This is a genomic window from Geodermatophilus sp. SYSU D00684, from assembly GCF_054050455.1.
In genome coordinates this window covers 21,603-41,640 of record NZ_JBJGZI010000012.1, presented here as the reverse complement: position 1 = coordinate 41,640, position 20,038 = coordinate 21,603, and the positions used below count along the sequence as shown (strand labels likewise).

Below are 20,038 nucleotides of genomic sequence, written 5' to 3'. Positions count from 1 at the left end.
CCCTCTCGGCCCCCGTGGCCGGACAATCCACGCCGCCGAATTCGACGACGCGCACATTCCACCACAGAAGGGAGCTGCCGGACCAATCCCGCGCGGCGGGTCGCCCTTTCGGGGAGGAAATGTCCGGCAACGGCACGGCGTGTTTCAGGAAATCGGCCGGACCAGTGGGAAGAGGATGGTCTCGCGGATACCGAGTCCGGTGAGCGTCATCATGAGCCGGTCGATGCCCATGCCGACGCCGCCGCTGGGCGGCATCCCGTACTCGAGGGCCTCGAGGAAGTCCTCGTCGAGCACCATGGCCTCGGGATCGCCGGCCGCGGCCAGCAGCGCCTGCTGGGTGAACCGCTCGCGCTGCACCACCGGGTCGACCAGCTCGGAGTAGCCGGTGCCGCGCTCGATGCCGGCGATGTAGAGGTCCCACTTCTCCGCCAGGCCCGGCGTCGTGCGGTGCGCGCGGGTCAGCGGCGAGGTGTCGACCGGGTAGTCGACGACGAACGTGGGCGCCTGCAGGGAGTCCTGCACCAGCGCCTCGAACAGCTCCTCGACCACCTTGCCGGGCAGCCACGCCGGGTCGACGCCGACGTCGTGCCGGCCGGCCAGCTCCCGCAGCCGCTCGACCGGCGTCTCCGGGGTGACCTCCTCGCCGACGGCGTCGGAGACCAGCGTGTAGAGCGGCACCTGCGGCCACTCCCCCGACAGGTCGATCTCGGTGCCGTCGTGGTGGCGCGCGACGTGGTCGCCGAACAGCGAGGCGCAGCACTCCTGGACCAGCTCGCGCGTGGTGCGCGCCACGTCCTGGTAGTCGGCGTAGGCCTCGTAGAACTCGAGCATCGCGAACTCCGGCGAGTGCGAGCTGTCGGCGCCCTCGTTGCGGAAGTTCCGGTTGATCTCGAAGACCTTCTCCAGACCGCCCACGATGCACCGCTTGAGGAACAGCTCGGGCGCGATGCGCAGGTACAGGTCGAGGTCGAAGGCGTTCATGTGCGTGCGGAACGGCCGGGCCGCGGCGCCGCCGTGCACGGTCTGCAGCATCGGCGTCTCGACCTCGAGGAACCCGCGGCCGGTGAGCCCGGACCGCAGCGCGGCCATCACCTGCGCGCGCTGCCGGACGGTGCGGCGCGCCTCGTCGCGGACGATGAGGTCCACGTAGCGGCGGCGGACCCGCAGCTCCTCGCTCATCGGCTTGTGCGCCACCGGCAGCGGGCGCAGCGCCTTGGCCGCCATGCGCCAGGAGTCGGCGAACACCGACAGCTCGCCGCGCCGCGACGTCCCGACCTCGCCCTCGACGAAGACGTGGTCGCCGAGGTCGACGTCGGCCTTCCAGGCGTCGAGCGCGTCGGCGCCGACCCGGTCGCGGGAGAGCATGACCTGCAGCTCGGCGTCGCCCTCGCGCAGCGTCGCGAAGCACAGCTTGCCGGTGTTGCGGCTGAAGATGACCCGGCCGGTGACGCCGACCCGCTCGCCGGTCGTGGTGTCGGGCTCGAGGTCGGGGTGCTTGGCCCGGACGTCGGCCAGCGAGGTCGTGCGCTCCACCGTGACCGGGTACGGGTCGACGCCGGACTCGCGCAGCCGGTCGAGCTTGGCGCGGCGGACCCGGAGCTGTTCGGGGAGCTCGTCGTCCGGCAGGCCCGGGGGTTCGTCGGTCACGTCGTCCGAGCCTACGGCCGTGCGCCGCGCCACCCCCGGCGACGTCCTAGCGGCGGCCGCCGGCCTGGGAGCGCTCGAAGGCCAGCCGCAGGCCGTGCACGGTGAGGTCGGGCTCGCGCTCGCCGATGGTGCGGCAGCTGTCGGCCACCAGCGGCGCCAGGCCCCCGGTGGCGACGACGACCGGCGGGTCGCCGAACTGCGCGACCAGCTCGCCGGCGATCCGGCCGACCAGCCCGTCGACCAGGCCGGCGAAGCCCAGCACCAGCCCGGACTGCAGCGCGGCGACGGTGTTCTTGCCGATCGCCTGCGCCGGCACGGTGAGCTCCACCGACCGCAGCTGCGCCGCGCGGGTGGCCAGCGCCTCCAGGCTGACCTCGACGCCCGGGGCCAGCGCGCCGCCGAGGAACTGCCCGTCGGGGCCGACGGCGTCGACGTTGGTGGAGGTGCCGAAGTCGACCACCACGACCGGGCGGCCGCTGCCGTCGGGCGCCCGGCCGAACAGCTCGTGCGCGGCCAGCGCGGTCACCACGCGGTCGGCGCCGACCTCGCGCGGGTTGTCCACGTGCAGCGGGACGCCGGTGCGCACGCCGGGGCCGATGAGCACGACCGGCACCTCGAGGGAGTCCAGCAGCTGCCGCAGCGCGGGCAGCAGCGCCGGCACGGTCGAGCACGCCGCGACGCCGGTGACCTCGGTGTCGCGCAGCAGCCCGCGCCACAGCATCCGGATCTCGTCGGAGGTGGCCCGCGCGTGCGTCGTCACGCGCCAGCACCCGACCCGCCGGGCGCCGTCGAAGGTGGCCAGCACGGTCTGGCTGTTGCCGACGTCGACGGTGAGCAGCACGGGTCAGCTCCGCAGGTCGAGCGCGAGGTCGAGGATCGGCGAGGAGTGCGTGAGCGCGCCGACCGACAGGAAGTCCACCCCGGTCGCGGCGACCTCGCGGGCGACGGCGAGGGTGAGCCCGCCGGTGGCCTCGAGCTCGGCGCGGCCGCCGACCAGCCCCACCACCTCGCGCAGCTGCGCGGGCGGCATGTTGTCCAGCAGCAGGAAGTCCGCGCCGGCCTCGACCGCCTCGACCGCCTGCGCGGGGGTGTCCGCCTCCACCTGCACCGGCACCCGCGGCGCCCGCTCGCGCACCGCCGCGACGGCGGCCGCGACCGAGCCCGCGGCGGCGACGTGGTTGTCCTTCACCATCGCGACGTCGTAGAGGCCCATCCGCTTGTTCGACCCGCCGCCGCAGCGCACCGCGTACTTCTCCAGCGGGCGCAGGCCCGGGGTGGTCTTGCGGGTGTCGAGGACGACGGCGCCGGTGCCCTCGACGGCGTCCACCCAGGCGCGGGTGGCGGTGGCGATGCCGCTGGCCCGGCTGGCGATGTTCAGCGCGCTGCGCTCGGCGGCCAGCAGCGCGCGGACCGGCCCGCGGACGGTCAGCAGCACGTCGCCGCGGGTCACCCGGTCGCCGTCGGCGGCGCCGGCGGTGAGCGTGGCGCCGGGCGCGAGCCGGGCGAACACGCGGGCGGCGACCGGCAGGCCGGCGACGACGCCGTCGGCGCGGGCCACGAGGTCGGCGGTGCCGTACTGCGCCGGGGGCACGGTGGCCGCGCTGGTGACGTCGAGGGCGACGGCCAGGTCCGGCGCGCTCGGCAGGACGGCCCCGCCGGCGAGGTCCTCGGCCAGCGTGCGCTCGACCAGGTCGTCGACCCAGGCCTCGGCCAGCCCGGTGCCCGCCAGCGACCGCGGGTCGGCGGTCACCACGGCTGCACCACGGGGGTCCCCACCGGCCGGCGGGTCAGGCGCAGCCGGCCGTCGTCGTCGAGGCGGACGTCGAGGTGCACCCGCCAGTCCTCCTCGGTGGCGGGGTGGTCCTCGCGCCAGTGGCAGCCGCGGGTCTCCTCGCGGGCGCCGGCGGCGGCGGTGAGGGCGCTCGCGACGGTGAGCAGGTCGGTGGCCTCCCAGCTCGCCACGCCGGGGACGGCGCCGGGTCCGGCCGCCAGCCCGGCGGCCAGCGCGGCGAGCACGCCGGTGGCCTCGGCCAGCCCGGCGCCCGAGCGCAGCGCGGCGACCCGGCCGGACATCGTCTCGGTGACCGTGCGCCGCCCGGCCGGGTCGAGCAGGCCCGAGGTCCCGGCGACGGCCGCGCGGGCCGGCTCGGCCGGGGGCAGCGAGCGGGCCAGCTCCGCGCCGATGCGGGCGGCGAACACCAGCCCCTCCAGCAGCGAGTTCGACGCCAGCCGGTTGGCGCCGTGCACGCCGGTGCAGGCGGCCTCGCCGCAGGCGTAGAGCCCGGGGACGGTGGTCCGGCCGGCGAGGTCGGTGACCAGTCCGCCGGAGGCGTAGTGGGCGGCGGGGGTGACCGGCACCAGGTCGGTGACCGGGTCGACGCCGATCGCGCGGCAGCTGGCCACGATGGTCGGGAACCGCTCGGCGAGGCCGGGGACGTGCCGGGCGTCGAGCCACACGTGGTCGACGCCGTCGCGCAGCTGCACGCGGGTGATGGCCTTGGCGACGACGTCGCGCGGCGCGAGCTCGGCCTGCGGGTGGACGCCGAGCATGAACCGCTCCCCCGCCCCGTCGCGCAGCACCGCGCCCTCGCCGCGCAGCGCCTCGCTGACCAGCGGCTGCTGCCCGCGGGCGCCCGGGCCGCGGTACAGCGACGTCGGGTGGAACTGCACGAACTCCAGGTCGGTGGCGATCGCGCCGGCGCGCAGGCCCAGGGCCACGCCGTCGCCGGTGGACACCGGGGGGTTCGTCGTCGCGGCGTAGACCTGGCCCATCCCGCCGGTGGCGAGGACGACGGCCCGCGCGCGGACCGCGCCCACGCCGTCCTCGGTGCCCTCGCCGAGGACGTGCAGGGTGACGCCTGCGGCCCGGCCGCCGGCGTCGGTGAGCAGGTCGAGCACCATCGCGTGCTCGACGAGGGTGATGCCGGGGTCGGCGTGCACGGCCTCGCACAGGGCGCGCATGACCTCGGCGCCGGTGGCGTCGCCGCCGGCGTGCACGATCCGGTCGGCGGTGTGCCCGCCCTCGCGGGTGAGCAGCAGGCGGCCCGACGGGTCGCGGTCGAAGCCGGCGCCCCAGCCGATGAGCTGGTGCAGCCGCGCCGGGCCCTCGGTCACCAGGGTGCGGACGGCGTCGGGCTCGCACAGCCCGACGCCCGCGACCTCGGTGTCGCGGGCGTGCGCCTCGGGGCTGTCGGCCGGGTCGAGCACCGCGGCGATGCCGCCCTGCGCCCAGCGGGTCGACCCGTCGTCGACGCGGACCTTGGTGACGACGGCGACCGACAGCCCGGCCGCCCGGGCGTGCAGCGCGACGCACAGGCCCGCGACGCCGGAGCCCACGACGCAGACGTCGGCCGACAGCTCCCAGCCCGGCGCGGGCGCGGCCAGCCGGGTGGGCAGGCCGCTGACGGTCGGGGCCGCCAGGGTCACCGGACGGGGACGCCGAGGTCGCTGCGCTGCTGGTCGGGCGCGCCCGGCACCGGGGCCGAGGGGTCCCCGCCCAGCTCGACGACGCGGTTGCCGCCGTCGACGTGCACGACCTTCGGGATGTGGCTCTTGGCCTCGGTCTCGTCCATGAGGCCGTAGCTGATCAGGATCACCAGGTCGCCGGGGTGCACGAGGTGCGCGGCGGCGCCGTTGATGCCGATGACGCCGCTGCCCCGCTCGCCAGGGATGACGTAGGTCTCCAGGCGGGCGCCGTTGGTGACGTCCACGATCGCCACCTGCTCGCCGGGGATGAGGTCGGCGGCGTCGAGCAGGTCCTCGTCGACCGTCACCGAGCCGACGTAGTGCAGGTCGGCCTGCGTCACCGTCGCCCGGTGGATCTTGGACTTGAGCATCGTGCGCATCATCGGGGCTCTCCCAGGGTGACGGGGACGTTGTCGAGGAGTCGGGTGGCGCCGGCGCGGGCGGCCAGCAGGAGGCGGGCGGGGCCGGCCGCGGGGGCGGGGCCGAGGTCGGGGTCGGTGAGCTCGAGGTAGTCGGGCACCAGCTCGGGCGCGCCGGCCAGCACCTCGCGGGCGGCGGCGAGGACGGCCGCGGCGCCGCGCGGGCCGGCGTCGGCACCCGCGCGCAGCGCCCTGTTCAACGTCGCGGCCCGGGCGCGCTCTTCCGGCGCCAGGTAGCGGTTGCGGCTGGACAGCGCCATGCCGTCGTCCTCGCGGACGGTCGGCACGCCGACCACCTCCAGCGGCAGCGCCAGCTCGCGGACCATCGCCCGGACCAGCGTCAGCTGCTGGTAGTCCTTCTCGCCGAAGAACGCGAGGTCGGGCCGGGTGAGGCCGAACAGCTTGGCGACGACGGTCAGCACGCCGGCGAAGTGGCCGGGCCGGACCGCCCCCTCGAGGACCGACCCGAGGGGGCCGGGGTCGACGGTGACGCCGAGCGAGCCGGGCGGGTAGACCTCGTCGACCGGCGGGTGGAACACGACGTCGGCGCCCTCGTCGGTGAGCGCGGCGAGGTCGGCGTCCCAGGTGCGCGGGTAGCGGTCGAGGTCCTCGCCGGGGCCGAACTGGGTCGGGTTGACGAACACGGACACGACGACGCTGCCGGCCCGCTCGCGGGCGGCGCGGACGAGCGTGCGGTGCCCCTCGTGCAGGGCGCCCATGGTCGGCACCAGCGCCACCGGGCCGGGCAGGGAGGCGCGCAGGCGGGCGAGGTCGGCGGTCGTCTCCGCGACGGCCGGCCGGGTGCTGGTGGTCACCGGGAGCCCGCCGGGTCCGCGGCCTCGTACAGCAGGTCCAGCAGCGGCGCGCCCTCGTGCCGCTTGAGCCGGCCGGCGGACAGCGCGCGCTCGGTGGTCCGCTGCGCCATCGCGACGTAGGCGGCCACCGACTCGGGTGCCCGGTCGGTGAGCGTCGCGAGGTGGTCGGCCACCGTGCCGACGTCGCCGCGGCTGACCGGGCCGGTGAGCCCGCGGTCGCCGCGGCGCAGTCCGTTGTCCAGCGCGGCGGTGAGCAGCGGGGTGAGCACCCGGGCCGGGGCGTCGACGCCAGCCTGGCGCAGCAGGTCGGCGGCCTCGGCGACGAGGGTGACCAGGTGGTTGGCGCCGGTGACCAGCGCCGCGTGGTAGAGCCGCCGGTCCTCCTCGGCGACGAAGAACGGCTCGCCGCCCATCTCCAGCACCAGGGTCTCGGCGACCGGCCGGTGCTCGGGGCGGCTGGTGACGCCGAACGGGGCGCCGGCGAGCCGGTCGGCGTCCTCGGGGGCACCGGTGAAGGTCATGGCGGGGTGCAGCGCGAGCGGGAGGACGCCGGCCCGCTCCGCGGGGGCGAGGGCGGCCAGGCCGTGCGCGCCGGAGGTGTGGAAGGCCAGCTGGCCGGCGCGCCAGGTGCCGGTCTCGGCGAGGCCCGCGACCAGGCCGGGCAGCGTGTCGTCGGGGACGGCGAGCACCACGAGGTCGGCGGCTGCGACCACCTCGTCCGCGGGCAGCAGCGGGGTGCCGGGCAGCAACCGGGCGGCGCGCTCGGCGGAGGCGGTGGAGACGCCGGAGGCGGCGACCACGTCGTGGCCGGCGGCGGCGAGCGCGGCCCCGAGGACGGCGCCGACGCGGCCGGCGCCGATGACGCCGACGCGGAGCCGGGCGGGGGCGCTGTCGGCGGGCTCGAGCCCGGCAGCGCGGGGGGTCCTGCGGGCAGCAGGCATCGGGTCACCTCTCGTTCCAGTCCCTGGCGGGTACCGGACTCGGTGGGCGGACCGTCGTCGTTGGCGGCCCGGGTGGTGCGGGCGCGGTGCGGGTGGTGCCGGCGGGCCGTCCGCTGCGACCGGGTGTGTCACGCGGGCGACGCGCCGAAGGCGAGTGTGAGTCGGCCCCGGGGCGCCTGCAACGGAACGGCGGTGTGGGGTGGCTCACGCTCCGCTCGCCGGGGTGGGCGGGGCGCCCGTCCGGGGCGGTCCTACGGTTGCGGCGGCACCGGCGCCGACGCGGTCGCCGGCGGACACGAGGGAGTGACGTGGGCACGTTCGAGGGACGCACCGCACTGGTCACCGGCGGCAGCCGCGGCATCGGGCTGGCCATCGCCCGCAGCCTGGTCGACCGGGGGGCGCGCGTGGTGCTCACCGCCCGCAAGGCCGAGGCGCTGGAGGAGGCCGTCGCGTCGCTCGGCGGCCCCGACGTCGCCGTCGGCGTGGCGGGCAACGCCGGGGACGCCGCGCACCGGGCCGAGGCGGTGCGCACCGCGGTCGAGCGGTTCGGCAGCCTCGACCACCTGGTCGGCAACGTCGGGATCAACCCGGTCTACGGCCCGATGGTCGACCTCGACCTCGACGCGTTCCGCAAGATCCTCGACACCAACGTCGTCGGCACGCTCGGCCTGGTGCAGGAGGCCTGGCGGGCGTGGATGTCCGAGCACGGCGGCTCGGTCCTCGTCGTCGCCTCGGTGGCCGGGCTCAAGGCCTCGCCGATGATCGGCGGCTACGGCGTCAGCAAGGCGGGGCTGGTCAACCTGGTCACCCAGCTGGCCGTGGAGCTCGGCCCGAAGGTGACGGTCAACGCGGTCGCCCCGGCGGTGGTGAAGACCCGGTTCGCCGGCGCGCTGTACGAGGGGCGCGAGGAGGAGGCCGCCCGCGCCTACCCGGCCGGCCGGCTCGGCGAGCCCGAGGACGTCGGCGAGGCCGCGGCCTACCTGCTCGGCGCCGGCTGGGTCACCGGCCAGACGCTGGTGCTCGACGGCGGCGCGCTCTCCCGCGGCCCGGCGTAGCCGACGGCCACTGCCGCGGCGTCAGGCGTCGCGGTAGCGGCGGCGCCGGCCGCCGGGGGTGACCCCGCTCTCGGCGAGGATCTGCGCGAGCCGCGCCGCGCCGGCCTCGTCGTCCGGCGGCACCGGCACCCCGTGACCGCCGTGCCGCGCGGCGGAGGAGTGCACGGAGGGGCGCTCGAGGGTCAGCTGCTCCTGCGGCGCCGGGGGCAGCAGGCCGGCGGGCAGGTCGGTGCGGCGCCGGCGCGGGACCGGCGGCGGCGTCACCACGCGCGCGACCGGCTCGGGCTCGGGCTCGGGCTCCGGCGCGGGGAGCGGCACGGCGGCCGTGGTCGGCACCCCGGTGCCGAGGCCGTCGGACGGCGTGGGCCAGCCGCCCAGCTCGCGCGGGACGGCGGCGTGCCAGGCGGCGGTCGCCGGCTCCAGCGGCTCCCGGCCGGTCCGCACCGACTGGGTGCGCATGACCACCCGCTCGATGTGCATCTCGCCGGAGTGGTGCAGCTCGCCCGTGTGGGGCAGCTCGCCCGCGGACCGCTCGGTCAGCTCGGCGCGCAGCCGGCCGACGTCGGCGCGCAGGCCGGCCAGCTCGGCCAGGTCGGTCCGCAGGGCGCCGATCGCGGCGACCTCGGCGTGCAGCGCGCCGAGGCCCGAGAGGTCCCCGCGCAGCCCGGCCAGCTCGGCCCGCAGCCCGTCGAGCTCGCGGCGCATCGACGCCTCGGACTCGCCGCGGACCCGCGCCTCCAGCTGCCGCTCCGACTCGCGGTGCGCGGCCGCGTCGCGGTCGCGGTCGGCCTCGTGGGCCCGGCGCAGCTGCGCCTCGAGGGCGGCGACGTCGGGACCGCCGGCGGCCGGTTCCGGGCGGCGCCCGGCCGCGAAGGCGGCGCCGAGGCAGGCCCAGGCGACGGCGACCACGGCCACCCGCAGGACCTGCGGGTCGTCGCTGAGGAAGACGACGGCGGTCGCGGCGGTGGCGAGCACGCACCCGAGCACCTGCCCGGCGACGCGCAGCCGTCCTCCCGTCCGCATGACCTCAGGGTAACGCTGAGCGAGCCCCCGACTGCGGCACGGAATCGTCCCGTGTGCCGCGGCCGGGGGCCCGCCCGGAGTCGCTAGTCCTGCGCGAGGGCGCCGTCGGAGCTGAAGACCAGGCCCATCGAGACCTCGCCCTGCTGGATGGCGGCCTTGGTCGCCGGGCCGCCGGCGTCGAACTCGCGGAACTCGGCGAACTGCAGGCCGTAGGTCTCCTCGAGGCCCGGCTGGCAGAACGGCCGGGTCGGGCACTCGGCCGGCCCGCCCAGGACGAGCGACCCGTCCCCGCAGGCGTCGGCGAGCTCCGACAGCGTGGTCACGCCCAACTGGTCGGCGAACTCCTGCGTCACGGCGAAGGCGTTCTGGTCGGCGGCCTCCGACGGCGTGCCGAAGGTCAGCCCGACCTGGTCGGCCAGCGGCTGCAGCGCGTCGCGGGTGGCCTGGGCGTCGCCGCTGGCGATCGGCGTCGGGTTGGGGCCGTTGACCTGCGCGTTGAGCGCCTCGGTGACGGTGGCCAGGTACTCGGGGAAGACCTGCAGGTCGGTGCCCGAGATCAGCGCCGGCAGGTAGAGGTCGCGGTTGCCCACCTCGCGCACGGTGGCGTCGAAGCCCGCGGCCCGCAGGACCCCGGCGTAGACGTTGGCCAGGATCGTCGACTCGGTGAAGTTGCCGGCGCCCACGATCACCGGCCCGCTGCCCTGCTCGAGGCCCTCGGTCACGCCGCTGTCCTCGACCCACTGCGCCGCGACGTCCTCGGCGCTCTGCCGCTCGAGGTCGACGGCGGCGTTCATGTCGATGAGCTGGTCGGTGGTCAGCGCCGCCGAGACCGCGTCGAGGGCCGGCACCAGCGCGGGGTTGGCCGCGGCGGTGGCCGAGGTCACCGCCGGCACGATGTTGTCGGCGTTCTGCAGCTCCTGGTCGTCCTCGAGGACGACCAGCTGGTCGCCGGCCACCGGGGCGCAGGCGTCGCCGCCGGCGGCCGAGCCGCTCGCGGTCGAGCCGCCGGTGCCCGAGGAGCCCGACTCGCCGCAGGCGGCGGTCAGGAGCAGACCGGTGAGCAGGAGAGGAGCCAGGGCGCGCTGCGTGCGCATGGTGTCCCGCCTTCTGTGTCCCGTGCGGCGTGCGGCCGCGACGCGTGTCTGGCGGGGGTCCCCCGCGCGGCCCATGCAACCCGCGTGCCCCGCACACCGACACCGCCCCCGCCGATGTGTTGCGCTCTCGTTACCTGCCCGCGATCAGCCGGAGACGCAGGTCACAGCGGCACCCCGCTGGCGGTGGGTTCCGGCACGGCGCCGTCCCGTGACGGCGTCGTGCGGGCGTGCAGGAACGGCAGCCGGCGCGGGCCCGGGGTGATCGCCCAGGACAGCACCGCGAGGACCAACTCGGTGAGCAGCGCGAGGCCTGCCACGAGGATCGCGCCGGCGATCATCACGCCGTAGTCCTGCTGGCCGAACCCGAGGTTGATCAGCCGGCCCAGCCCTCCCCCGCCGACCAGCGCGGCCAGCCCCGCCGTCGCCACCACCTGGACCGCCGCGGTGCGGATGCCGGTGGTCACCAGCGGCAGGGCCAGCGGCAGCTCGACCCGGCCGAGCACCTGCGCCCGGCTCATCCCCATCCCGCGGGCGGCCTCCTTCACCTCGGCGTCGACGCCGCGGAAGCCGACGAAGGTGTTGGTGAGGATCGGCGGGACGGCGAACACCGCCAGCGCGATCGTCGTCGCGCGGTTGCCGAAGCCGATGGGGCTGACCGCGAAGAGGGTGAGCAGCGCGAGCGTCGGGACCGCCCGGCTGACGTTGGACAGGACGACGACCAGGCCCGCACCGCGGCGCGCCGTCCCCAGGGCGACGCCGACCGGCAGCGCCACGACCATCGCGGCGAGCACCGCGACGGCGGAGATGCCCAGGTGCTCCAGCGTCAGGTCGACGATGCCGTTGGGGCGGGTCCAGTTGAACGGGTCGTTGAGGTAGACCAGCGCCCTCGAGAAGTCGTTCACGCCCGCACCGCCCGCGTCCACGGGGTGAGCGCCCGCTCGGCGCCGGCCAGCAGGACGTCGGCCAGCAGCGCGAGCAGCACGCACCCGACCGCGCCGGTGACGATCTCGGCGCGGTAGAAGTTCGCCGCGAACCCGCCGGTGATCAGCTGGCCGAGCCCGCCGTGGCCGACGAGGACGCCGACCGTCGTCAGCGCCACCGTGGACACCGTGGCGATCCGCAGCCCCGCCATGAACGCCGGCAGGGCCAGCGGCAGGTCCACCCGCCAGAACGTCTGCGCGGCCGACAGCCCCATCCCCCGGGCCGCCTCGCGGACGTCGGCCGGGACGCCCTGCAGGCCGGCGAGGAAGTTCCGCACCAGGATGACCAGCGAGTAGGCGACCAGGCCGATGAGCACGGTGTTCGACGACAGCCCGGTGAACGGCACCAGCAGCGCGAACATCGCCAGCGACGGGATCGTGTAGACGACCGTGGACAGGCCGAGCACCGGCGCCGACAGGAACCGGCTGCGCCGGGCGAGCACCGCCAGCGGCAGCGCGATGGCCGCGCCGATCACCACCGCCAGCACGGTCAGCCGGACGTGCTCGCCGGTGTAGGACAGGATGGAGTCCCAGTTCTCCGTCACGTAGGACGGGTCGAACCACGGGTTCGGCGCCTCGTCCACCGCGAGCAGCCCCGCCACGGGGTCGCTCACCGCGTCCAGCAGAGGGCGCGCACCCAGGGAGGTCACCCCGTGGACGCTACTGCCGATGCGCAGCCGGAGAGCACCGCAGAGGAGATCCGGCTCGAGGGGGTCAGCAAGACCTACCCCGACGGCACGGTCGGCGTGGAGCGGCTGGACCTCACCTTCGCCGCGGGCGAGCTGTCGGTCCTGGTCGGCCCGTCCGGCTGCGGCAAGACCACGACGATGAAGATGATCAACCGGGTCATCGAGCCGACGACGGGGCGGATCCTGCTCGGCGGCGAGGACGTCACCCGCGTCGACGCCGACCGGCTGCGCCGCCGGATCGGCTACGTCATCCAGAACGTCGGGCTCTTCCCGCACCAGACCGTGCGGGACAACGTCGCCACCGTGCCGCGGCTGCTGGGCTGGGACAAGCGGCGCACCCGCGCCCGCGTCGACGAGCTGCTGGCCACCGTGGGCCTCGACCCCGCCGTCCACGGCGGGCGGTACCCGGCCCAGCTCTCCGGCGGCCAGCGGCAGCGGGCCGGCGTGGCCCGGGCGCTGGCGGCCGACCCCGCCGTCCTGCTGATGGACGAGCCGTTCTCCGCGGTGGACCCGGTGGTCCGCGAGCGGCTGCAGTCGGAGTTCCTCCGGCTGCAGGAGACGGTGCGCAAGACGATCGTGTTCGTCACCCACGACATCGAGGAGGCCGTCCGCCTCGGCGACCGGATCGCGGTGATGAGCACCCGCGGCCACGTCGAGCAGTTCGCGCCGCCCGCGGAGCTGCTCGGCCGGCCGGCCAGCGCCTTCGTCGCCGACTTCGTGGGCGCCGACCGCGGCCTCAAGCGGCTGGCGGTCACCGGCATCGGCCCCGACGACCTGGAGCGGCCGCCGGTCGTGCACGTGGCCGACGGGCTGGCCGACGCCCGCGCGTCGCTGGAGGCCGGCGGCGCCCGCTGGGCGGTCGTCCTCGACGACGACGGCCGGCTGCACGGCTGGCTGTCGGCCGAGCGGGCCACGGGCGCCGGCACGGTCGAGTCTGCGGCGCACCGGATGGAGGCCTGGGTGCCCGCCGAAGCGTCGCTCAAGACCGCCTTCGCGACGATGCTCCAGCACGAGGCCGGCTGGGTCGCGGTCCTCGACGGCGACGTCTTCCTCGGGGTGCTCACCCCCGAGTCGCTGCACGCGGCGCTGCGCCGCTCGGTGGAGGGGACGGCTCCGGAGACCGCCGGCCCGGTGCCCGCCCGGGGGTGAGCGGCTAGGCCCGGACGCCGTCCCCCTGCCGCGGGTCGTCGCGCTCCTCCGGCGGGATGCGGCAGACCGACTCCAGCCACAGCGCGGCGACGGTCAGCGCGACGGCGCACAGGACGCCGACGAGCGCGGTGACGGTGTCGTTGCCGGCCGCCTGCAGCCGGGACACCGCGGGGGCCACGTGCAGCAGCACCCCGGCCCAGATGCCGACGAACGCCGCGCCGACGAAGGCGCTGGCCTGCGCGAGCACCGCCAGCCGCGCCACCAGCAGCGGCTCGACGCGGCGCACCAGCGGCGCGCCGCGGTCGGCGGGCGGCGCCGCCTCTCCCCCGCGGGCGCTGCGCCGGGCGGCGCGCTCGGCCGCCAGCCGGGCGCGCAGCGTGCGGGCGCCCAGCGCCTCGACGACGGCGAGCAGCGCCAGCGGCACCGGCAGCCACCAGCGCAGCGGCGGCAGGCTGCCGTAGGTCACGCGGACCAGCAGCCAGGCGGCCAGCGCCAGCCCGACGGCGACGACGACCAGGTCGCGGCGGTTGACCGGCCTCACTCTGCAGCTCCGCGTGCGCTCGCGAGCCCGCTCACCGGAGGTGCTCCCACCGCACGACCGCGGCCACGTCCTCCGGCGGGAGCGCGGCGACCAGGTCGGCCACCTTCCCGTGCCCCGGCAGCACCGCGGTCGGGTCCAGCGACAGCCACGGGACCAGCACGAACGCCCGCTCGTGCGCCCGCGGGTGCGGCAGCGTGAGCGCCGGGTCGTCGGAGAGGACCGGGGTGCCGTCGTCGGCGGTCACCGTGACGACGTCGACGTCGAGGGTGCGCGCGCCCCACCGCACCTCGCGGGTGCGCCCGGCGGCCTGCTCCAGCTCCTGCGCGCGGGCCAGCCAGCCGGCGGCGTCGCGCTCGCCGCGGACGAACACCACCGCGTTGAGGTAGGACGGCTGCTCGACCGGCCCCCACGGCGGCGTCTCGTACAGCGTCGAGCGGGCGACCAGGCCGTCGGCCCGGAGCGCCTCGATGGCGGTGCGCAGCGCCTTCGCCCGGTCGCCGAGGTTGGCGCCGAGCGAGAGCACGGCCCGGCTCACGTCGCACGCTCGCGGCGGATGGTGACGGTGACGTCGTCGAAGGGGACGCCGAGGTCGGCCTGCGGCTTGTGCACGGTGATCTCGGCGGCCTCGACCAGCGGGTCGGCGAGGCAGACGTCGGCCAGCCGCTGGCAGAGGGTCTCGAGCAGGTCCACCGGCTCCCCGGTGAGGACGGCGTGCAGCCGCTGGGCCAGCTCGGCGTAGTTGACCGTCTTCGTCAGGTCGTCGCCGGCCGCCGCGGGTGCGGTGTCGAGCTCCAGGACGGCGTCGACGGAGAAGGTCTGCCCGTCCTCGCGCTCGAAGCCGTAGACGCCGTGGTGGGCGTGCGCGGTCAGGCCGCGGACGGCGATCCGGTCGGGGGCGCGGCGGTCAGTCACGGCGGGCCTCCTCGCGGGCGCGCTGGACGGCGGCCACGGTGCGCACGGCGTCGGCCGAGCCCGCGGCGTCGTGCACCCGCACGCCCCAGGCGCCGGCCTCCGCGGCCAGGACGGTGGTGGCCAGGGTGGCGGCGTCCCGGCCCGGCGCGGGGCGGAGCGCGCCGTCGGGGCCGGCGAGCAGGCGGCCGAGGAAGGACTTGCGGGAGGCGCCGACCAGCACCGGCAGGCCCAGGGACACGACCCGGGGCAGCGCGGCCAGCAGGGCCCAGTTGTGCGCCGCCTGCTTGGCGAAGCCCAGGCCGGGGTCGAGCACGAGCTGGGCGGCGTCCACGCCCGCCGCCAGGGCGGCGTCGACCCGCGCGGACAGCTCCGCGCAGACCTCGGCCACGACGTCGCCGTAGGTGGCCTGCGCGTACATCTCCCGGCTGTGGCCGCGCCAGTGCATGAGCACCCACGGGACGCCGGCGTCGGCGACGAGCGCGGCCATGCCGTCGTCGGCCAGCCCGCCGCTGATGTCGTTGACCAGCACCGCCCCGGCCTCCAGCGCCGCCTCGGCCACCTCGGTGCGGGTGGTGTCGACGCTGACCCGCACGCCGGCGTCGGTGAGCTCGCGGACCACCGGGACGACGCGGCGGCGCTCCTCGGCGGCGTCCACGCGGTCGGCGCCCGGGCGGGTGGACTCACCGCCGACGTCGACGTAGTCGGCGCCCGCCGCGGCCATCGCCAGGCCGTGCGCGACCGCGGACGCCGTGTCGGCGAAGCAGCCGCCGTCGGAGAAGGAGTCGGGCGTGACGTTGAGGACGCCCATGACCACGCACCGGCCCGGGTGCAGGAGCTCGGCGCGGCGTCCGGTCACCGGCCCAGGACGAGGCTCATCGCCTCGGCACGGGTGGCCGCGCTCTCCCGGAACATGCCGCGGACGGCCGAGGTGACCGTCGTCGACCCGGGCTTGCGGATGCCGCGCATCCCCATGCACAGGTGCTCGGCCTCGACGACGACGATCACGCCGCGCGGCTTGAGGTGCTCGGCCAGCGCGTCGGCGATCTGCCGGGTCATCCGCTCCTGCACCTGCGGGCGGCGGGCGTAGACGTCGACCAGGCGGGCCAGCTTGGACAGCCCGGTCACCCGGCCGTCGTCACCGGGGATGTACCCGACGTGCGCGGCGCCGTGGAAGGGCACCAGGTGGTGCTCGCAGGTCGAGTACATCGGGATGTCCCGGACCAGGACCATCTCGTCGTGGTCCTCGTCGAAGACGGTGGCGAGGACCTCGCCGGGGTCCTGCCAGAGCCCGGCGAAGGTCTCGGCGTAGGCCCGGGCGACCCGGGCGGGGGTGTCCCGCAACCCGGGCCGGTCCGGGTCCTCGCCCACCGCGAGCAGCAGCTCGCGGACGGCGGCCTCCGCCCGCGCCGAGTCGACCCGCGAGAAGTCCGGACGGACCTCGTCCTCGGCCTCCTCCGGGATCTCGCTCATCTCTGGACGGGGGCGCCGACGTCACCGACCGGGTTGTTGCCGCCCTTGACCAGCCCGTTGCCGGCCGCGGTGGCCCCGTGGCCGTTGGCCCCGTTGGCCTGGGCCGCCTGCTCGGCGGGGGTGAGCACCGGCGGCTGGTCCGACGGCGTGCGCTTGCCGAAGCCGTTGTAGGGAGCCAGCGACGGGCGCTTGGTGACCGGCGCACAGATGCGGGCCATGTCGTCCTTGGAGAGGGTCTCCTTCTCCATCAGCTCGAGGACGAGCTGGTCGAGCACCGCCCGGTACTCGACGAGGATCTCCCACGCCTCGTCGTGGGCGGCCTCGATGAGGGCGCGGACCTCGGCGTCGATGTCGGCGGCGACGGCCTCGGAGTAGTCCGGCCGCGAGCCCATGTCCCGGCCGAGGAACGGCTCGGAGTCGGTGCTGCCGTACTTCACCGCGCCGAGCTTGGCGCTCATGCCGTACTGGGTGACCATCGCGCGGGCCATCGAGGTGGCCTTCTCGATGTCGTTGCCGGCACCGGTGGTCGGCTCGTGGAAGACCAGCTCCTCGGCCGCCCGCCCGCCGAGGGCGTAGGCCAGGGTGTCGATCATCTCCGAGCGGGTCTGGGTGTACTTGTCCTCGGTCGGCAGGACGAGCGTGTGCCCGAGCGAGCGGCCGCGCGGCAGGATCGTCACCTTGTGCACGGGGTCCAGGTTGGGCAGCGCGTGCGCCACCAGGGCGTGCCCGCCCTCGTGGTAGGCGGTGACCTTCTTCTCCTTCTCGCTCATCGCCCGCGTCTTGCGCTCGGGGCCGGCGATGACGCGGTCGATCGCCTCCTCGACGGTGGCGTCGGTGACGACCGAGTTGCCCTGGCGGGCGGTGAGCAGCGCGGCCTCGTTGAGCACGTTGGCGAGGTCCGCGCCGGTGAAGCCGGGGGTGCGGCGGGCGACGGTCTCGAGGTCGACGTCGGGGGCGAGCGGCTTGCCCTTGGCGTGCACCTCGAGGATCCGCTTGCGGCCCTCGAGGTCGGGCCGGTCGACGGCGATCTGCCGGTCGAAGCGGCCCGGGCGCAGCAGCGCGGGGTCGAGGATGTCCGGCCGGTTGGTGGCGGCGATCATGATGACGCCGCCCTTGACGTCGAAGCCGTCCATCTCGACGAGCATCTGGTTGAGCGTCTGCTCGCGCTCGTCGTGACCGCCGCCCATGCCGGCCCCGCGGTGCCGGCCGACGGCGTCGATCTCGTCGACGAAGATGATCGCCGGCGCGTTCTGCTTGGCCTGCTCGAACAGGTCGCGGACCCGGCTGGCGCCGACGCCGACGAACATCTCGACGAAGTCCGACCCGGAGATCGAGAAGAACGGCACGCCGGCCTCGCCGGCCACCGCGCGGGCGAGCAGCGTCTTGCCGGTGCCGGGCGGGCCGAACAGCAGCACACCCTTGGGGATCTTGGCGCCGACGGCCTGGAACTTGACCGGGTTGGCGAGGAAGTCCTTGATCTCCTGCAGTTCCTCGATGGCCTCGTCGGCACCGGCGACGTCGGCGAACGTCGTCTTCGGCATGTCCTTGCTGACCGTCTTGGCCTTGGACTTGCCGAAGGCCATGACGCCGCGGCCGCCGCCCTGCATGGAGTTGAACAGCCAGAACAGCAGCAGCAGCAGGATGAGGAAGGGCAGGAAGCTGATCAGGACGCTGACGAAGACGTTGTCCTGCGTGACGTTCGTGGTGAAGTCGACGCCGTCACCGGTGCTCTGGCCGTTCGCGTCGATCCCCGAGACCAGGGCGAAGACGTCGTCGGAGGCCCCGATCGGGTAGGACGCGCTGATCTGGTCGCTGCCCTCGTAGGGGTCGCGCAGGTCGAGGTCGAGGGTCTGTTCCTTGTCGTTGATCGTGACCGACTCGACGTTGCCGTCCTCGATCTGCTGCAGCGCGACCGAGGTGTTGACCTGCTCGTAGCTGGAGCCGCCGCCGAGGAAGGTGGACAGCCCGAGGGCCACCAGGACGACGAGGACGACCCAGAACCACACGGAGCGGAAGATCTTCTTGCGTTCCATACACCGATGCCGGGCGGCCGGGGGGCTCCGGCCTGGCCCGTCGACCCTCCTGATCGCGTCCGGTGACGCTCCGTGCGACCCGGGCGGGCACCCTGGCGCTCGGTCCAGCGTCGTTGCGGTCGACGGTACACCGGAGAGGCTGCGCGTCCCCTGTGTGCGAGCTGCCCGGGTGCTGTGCCCTCCCCCGTCCTGGGGACCCCGCTAGCTCGCGTAGACCTCCGGCTTGAGCGTCCCGATGTAGGGCAGGTCGCGGTAGCGCTCGGCGTAGTCGAGGCCGTAGCCGACGACGAACTCGTTGGGGATGTCGAACCCGACGTAGCGCACCGGCACCTCGACCTTGATCGCGTCGGGCTTGCGCAGCAGCGCGCACACCTCCAGCGAGGCGGGCCGGCGGCTGCCGAGGTTCTTGAGCAGCCAGGACAGGGTCAGCCCGGAGTCGATGATGTCCTCGAGGACGAGCACGTCCTTGCCGGAGATGTCCCGGTCGAGGTCCTTGAGGATGCGCACGACGCCCGAGGAGCTGGTGGAGCTGCCGTAGGAGGAGACGGCCATGAACTCCATCTGGGTGGGCAGCCGCAGCGCCCGGGCGAAGTCGCTCATGAACAGCACCGCGCCCTTGAGGACGCCGACGAGCAGGACCTCCCGGCCCTCGTAGTCCCGCGCGATCTGGTCGGCCAGCTCGGTGATCTTGTCCTGGATCTGCTGCTCGGACAGCAGCACGTGGTCGATGTCGGGGCCGTAGCCGTGGTCGGGCCCCAGCACGACAGGGGTCGACGCGGTCTCGCTCACGGACGCTGCTCCTCGGGGTCGGGGGCGGTTCCGGCCCTCCCGCCCCGGGAGCCGGCGGGCCGCAGCACCAGCCTGCCAGACGCCCGGAGCGCCTCCGCACCGCCCGGGAGGGCCACCGGCCCCTGCCCGCGCCACCCGGTCAGCAGCGCGTCGGCGGCGGCCAGGTGCACCGCCTGCAGGTCGCGGACCCCCGCCCCGCGCAGCCAGCCGCGCAGCACCCGGCGGCGCAGCGCGGCCGGCAGCGGCGCCAGGTGCGCGACCGGCAGGCCGTCCGGGCCGGCGAGCCGGGCGAGGTGGTCGTCGGCCAGCGCGTCGAGCGCGTCGAGGTCCTCGCGCAGCTGCTCCGCGGTCCGGGCGAGGGCCGGGGCGACGCCGCCGCCGAGCACGTCCTCCAGCAGCGGCAGCACCTCGGCGCGCAGCCGCGCGCGGCGGTAGGCCGGGTCGGTGTTCCACGGGTCGTCCCACACCGGCAGGCCCAGGGCCGCGCAGGCGGCCCGGGTGGTGGCCCGGCGGACGCCGAGCAGGGGCCGCCAGAACGGCGGGCGCTCGGCCACCATCCCGGCCACCGACCGCGGGCCCGAGCCGCGGCCCAGCCCGAGCAGCACGGTCTCGGCCTGGTCGTCGAGGGTGTGGCCGAGGGCGATCCGGGCGCCGTGCTCCCGCGCGCACCCGGTCAGGGCCGCGTACCGGGCGGCGCGGGCCGCGCCCTCGGGGCCGCCCCCGGCGCCCACCTCGACCGGGACGACCAGCACCGGGTCCAGTCCCGTCCCGCGCAGCAGGTCGGCGGTGTCCCGCGCGCGCTGCGCCGAGCCCGGCAGCAGGCCGTGGTCGACGGTCACCGCGCCCGCGGGCACCCCGGCGCGCGGGGCCTCGAAGGCGACCGCGGCGGCCAGTGCGAGGGAGTCCGCTCCCCCGCTGACGGCGACCAGCACCGGCTGCCCGGACGCCCGCAGGCCCGGCCGGACGGCGCTGCGGACCCGCGCGACCGCGACCGGCGGGCCGCTCACCGCGCCCCG

Annotated in this window: 21 protein-coding genes; 2 read left to right on the top strand and 19 right to left on the bottom strand. The window is 76.0% G+C overall.

Going from position 1 to position 20,038, the window contains the following annotated elements; translation table 11 throughout:
* Positions 1 to 144 precede the first annotated feature (144 nt).
* The 7 genes from lysS to ACI79L_RS10540 are packed head-to-tail and all read right to left on the bottom strand — an operon-like array spanning position 145 to position 7,287.
* Positions 145 to 1,647, bottom strand: coding sequence for a lysine--tRNA ligase (lysS, locus tag ACI79L_RS10570; RefSeq protein WP_456936744.1), 1,503 nt, complete (start codon positions 1,645 to 1,647; stop codon positions 145 to 147).
* Positions 1,648 to 1,693: 46 nt separating this feature from the next.
* Positions 1,694 to 2,488, bottom strand: a complete 795-nt coding sequence (locus ACI79L_RS10565) for a type III pantothenate kinase (protein ID WP_456936743.1) — start codon at positions 2,486 to 2,488, stop codon at positions 1,694 to 1,696.
* 3 nt (positions 2,489 to 2,491) lie between these two features.
* The gene (nadC, locus tag ACI79L_RS10560) at positions 2,492 to 3,400 is read right to left on the bottom strand and encodes a carboxylating nicotinate-nucleotide diphosphorylase (protein WP_456936742.1); all 909 of its coding nucleotides are present in this window, start codon (positions 3,398 to 3,400) and stop codon (positions 2,492 to 2,494) included.
* Complete coding sequence (locus ACI79L_RS10555; RefSeq protein WP_456936741.1) at positions 3,394 to 5,073, bottom strand: L-aspartate oxidase; 1,680 nt, start codon at positions 5,071 to 5,073, stop codon at positions 3,394 to 3,396. Before ACI79L_RS10555 ends, nadC begins: the two co-directional genes overlap by 7 nt.
* On the bottom strand, positions 5,070 to 5,495 hold the full coding sequence (gene panD / locus ACI79L_RS10550; protein ID WP_456936740.1) for an aspartate 1-decarboxylase: 426 nt from the start codon (positions 5,493 to 5,495) through the stop codon (positions 5,070 to 5,072). Before panD ends, ACI79L_RS10555 begins: the two co-directional genes overlap by 4 nt.
* Positions 5,492 to 6,346 (bottom strand): pantoate--beta-alanine ligase, encoded by an 855-nt coding sequence (gene panC / locus ACI79L_RS10545; RefSeq protein WP_456936739.1) that lies wholly within the window; start codon positions 6,344 to 6,346, stop codon positions 5,492 to 5,494. Before panC ends, panD begins: the two co-directional genes overlap by 4 nt.
* On the bottom strand, positions 6,343 to 7,287 hold the full coding sequence (locus ACI79L_RS10540) for a Rossmann-like and DUF2520 domain-containing protein (protein WP_456936738.1): 945 nt from the start codon (positions 7,285 to 7,287) through the stop codon (positions 6,343 to 6,345). Before ACI79L_RS10540 ends, panC begins: the two co-directional genes overlap by 4 nt.
* A gap of 308 nt (positions 7,288 to 7,595) precedes the next feature.
* On the opposite strand from ACI79L_RS10540, the gene ACI79L_RS10535 reads away from it, so the two are divergent.
* Positions 7,596 to 8,342 carry an SDR family oxidoreductase gene (locus ACI79L_RS10535; protein ID WP_387987193.1) on the top strand — a complete coding sequence of 249 codons (747 nt, stop codon included), beginning with the start codon at positions 7,596 to 7,598 and terminating at the stop codon, positions 8,340 to 8,342.
* Positions 8,343 to 8,363: 21 nt separating this feature from the next.
* On the opposite strand, the gene ACI79L_RS10530 is transcribed toward ACI79L_RS10535, so the two are convergent.
* The 4 genes from ACI79L_RS10530 to ACI79L_RS10515 form a co-directional block, all read right to left on the bottom strand.
* Complete coding sequence (locus ACI79L_RS10530) at positions 8,364 to 9,365, bottom strand: DUF6779 domain-containing protein (RefSeq protein WP_456936737.1); 1,002 nt, start codon at positions 9,363 to 9,365, stop codon at positions 8,364 to 8,366.
* Positions 9,366 to 9,448: 83 nt separating this feature from the next.
* Positions 9,449 to 10,459, bottom strand: a complete 1,011-nt coding sequence (locus ACI79L_RS10525) for a glycine betaine ABC transporter substrate-binding protein (RefSeq protein ID WP_456936736.1) — start codon at positions 10,457 to 10,459, stop codon at positions 9,449 to 9,451.
* A 161-nt stretch (positions 10,460 to 10,620) separates the two neighbouring features.
* Positions 10,621 to 11,361, bottom strand: coding sequence for an ABC transporter permease (locus ACI79L_RS10520; RefSeq protein WP_456936735.1), 741 nt, complete (start codon positions 11,359 to 11,361; stop codon positions 10,621 to 10,623).
* Positions 11,358 to 12,089 carry an ABC transporter permease gene (locus ACI79L_RS10515; RefSeq protein WP_456930050.1) on the bottom strand — a complete coding sequence of 244 codons (732 nt, stop codon included), beginning with the start codon at positions 12,087 to 12,089 and terminating at the stop codon, positions 11,358 to 11,360. The genes ACI79L_RS10520 and ACI79L_RS10515 overlap by 4 nt, the downstream gene beginning before the upstream one ends.
* A 3-nt stretch (positions 12,090 to 12,092) precedes the next feature.
* Between ACI79L_RS10515 and ACI79L_RS10510 the strand changes: the two genes are divergently transcribed.
* Complete coding sequence (locus ACI79L_RS10510; RefSeq protein WP_456936734.1) at positions 12,093 to 13,277, top strand: ABC transporter ATP-binding protein; 1,185 nt, start codon at positions 12,093 to 12,095, stop codon at positions 13,275 to 13,277.
* Positions 13,278 to 13,281: 4 nt separating this feature from the next.
* Here the strand turns inward: ACI79L_RS10510 and ACI79L_RS10505 are convergent, their stop codons facing one another.
* The 8 genes from ACI79L_RS10505 to tilS form a co-directional block, all read right to left on the bottom strand.
* Positions 13,282 to 13,818, bottom strand: a complete 537-nt coding sequence (locus ACI79L_RS10505; protein WP_456936733.1) for a DUF3180 domain-containing protein — start codon at positions 13,816 to 13,818, stop codon at positions 13,282 to 13,284.
* Between the two features lie 31 nt (positions 13,819 to 13,849).
* Positions 13,850 to 14,353, bottom strand: a complete 504-nt coding sequence (gene folK / locus ACI79L_RS10500) for a 2-amino-4-hydroxy-6-hydroxymethyldihydropteridine diphosphokinase (RefSeq protein WP_456936732.1) — start codon at positions 14,351 to 14,353, stop codon at positions 13,850 to 13,852.
* A complete protein-coding gene (gene folB / locus ACI79L_RS10495; protein ID WP_456936731.1) occupies positions 14,350 to 14,730 on the bottom strand; it encodes a dihydroneopterin aldolase in 381 nt (126 codons plus the stop codon). Before folB ends, folK begins: the two co-directional genes overlap by 4 nt.
* Complete coding sequence (gene folP / locus ACI79L_RS10490) at positions 14,723 to 15,586, bottom strand: dihydropteroate synthase (protein ID WP_456936730.1); 864 nt, start codon at positions 15,584 to 15,586, stop codon at positions 14,723 to 14,725. The genes folB and folP overlap by 8 nt, the downstream gene beginning before the upstream one ends.
* Positions 15,583 to 16,200: a GTP cyclohydrolase I FolE gene (folE, locus tag ACI79L_RS10485; RefSeq protein WP_456936729.1), complete on the bottom strand. Its 618-nt coding sequence runs from the start codon at positions 16,198 to 16,200 to the stop codon at positions 15,583 to 15,585. Before folE ends, folP begins: the two co-directional genes overlap by 4 nt.
* Positions 16,197 to 18,233 carry an ATP-dependent zinc metalloprotease FtsH gene (ftsH, locus tag ACI79L_RS10480; protein WP_456936728.1) on the bottom strand — a complete coding sequence of 679 codons (2,037 nt, stop codon included), beginning with the start codon at positions 18,231 to 18,233 and terminating at the stop codon, positions 16,197 to 16,199. Before ftsH ends, folE begins: the two co-directional genes overlap by 4 nt.
* Before the next feature lie 201 nt (positions 18,234 to 18,434).
* Positions 18,435 to 19,022 carry a hypoxanthine phosphoribosyltransferase gene (gene hpt, locus ACI79L_RS10475; RefSeq protein ID WP_456936727.1) on the bottom strand — a complete coding sequence of 196 codons (588 nt, stop codon included), beginning with the start codon at positions 19,020 to 19,022 and terminating at the stop codon, positions 18,435 to 18,437.
* Positions 19,019 to 20,029 (bottom strand): tRNA lysidine(34) synthetase TilS, encoded by a 1,011-nt coding sequence (tilS, locus tag ACI79L_RS10470; RefSeq protein WP_456936726.1) that lies wholly within the window; start codon positions 20,027 to 20,029, stop codon positions 19,019 to 19,021. Before tilS ends, hpt begins: the two co-directional genes overlap by 4 nt.
* Positions 20,030 to 20,038: the final 9 nt, after the last annotated feature.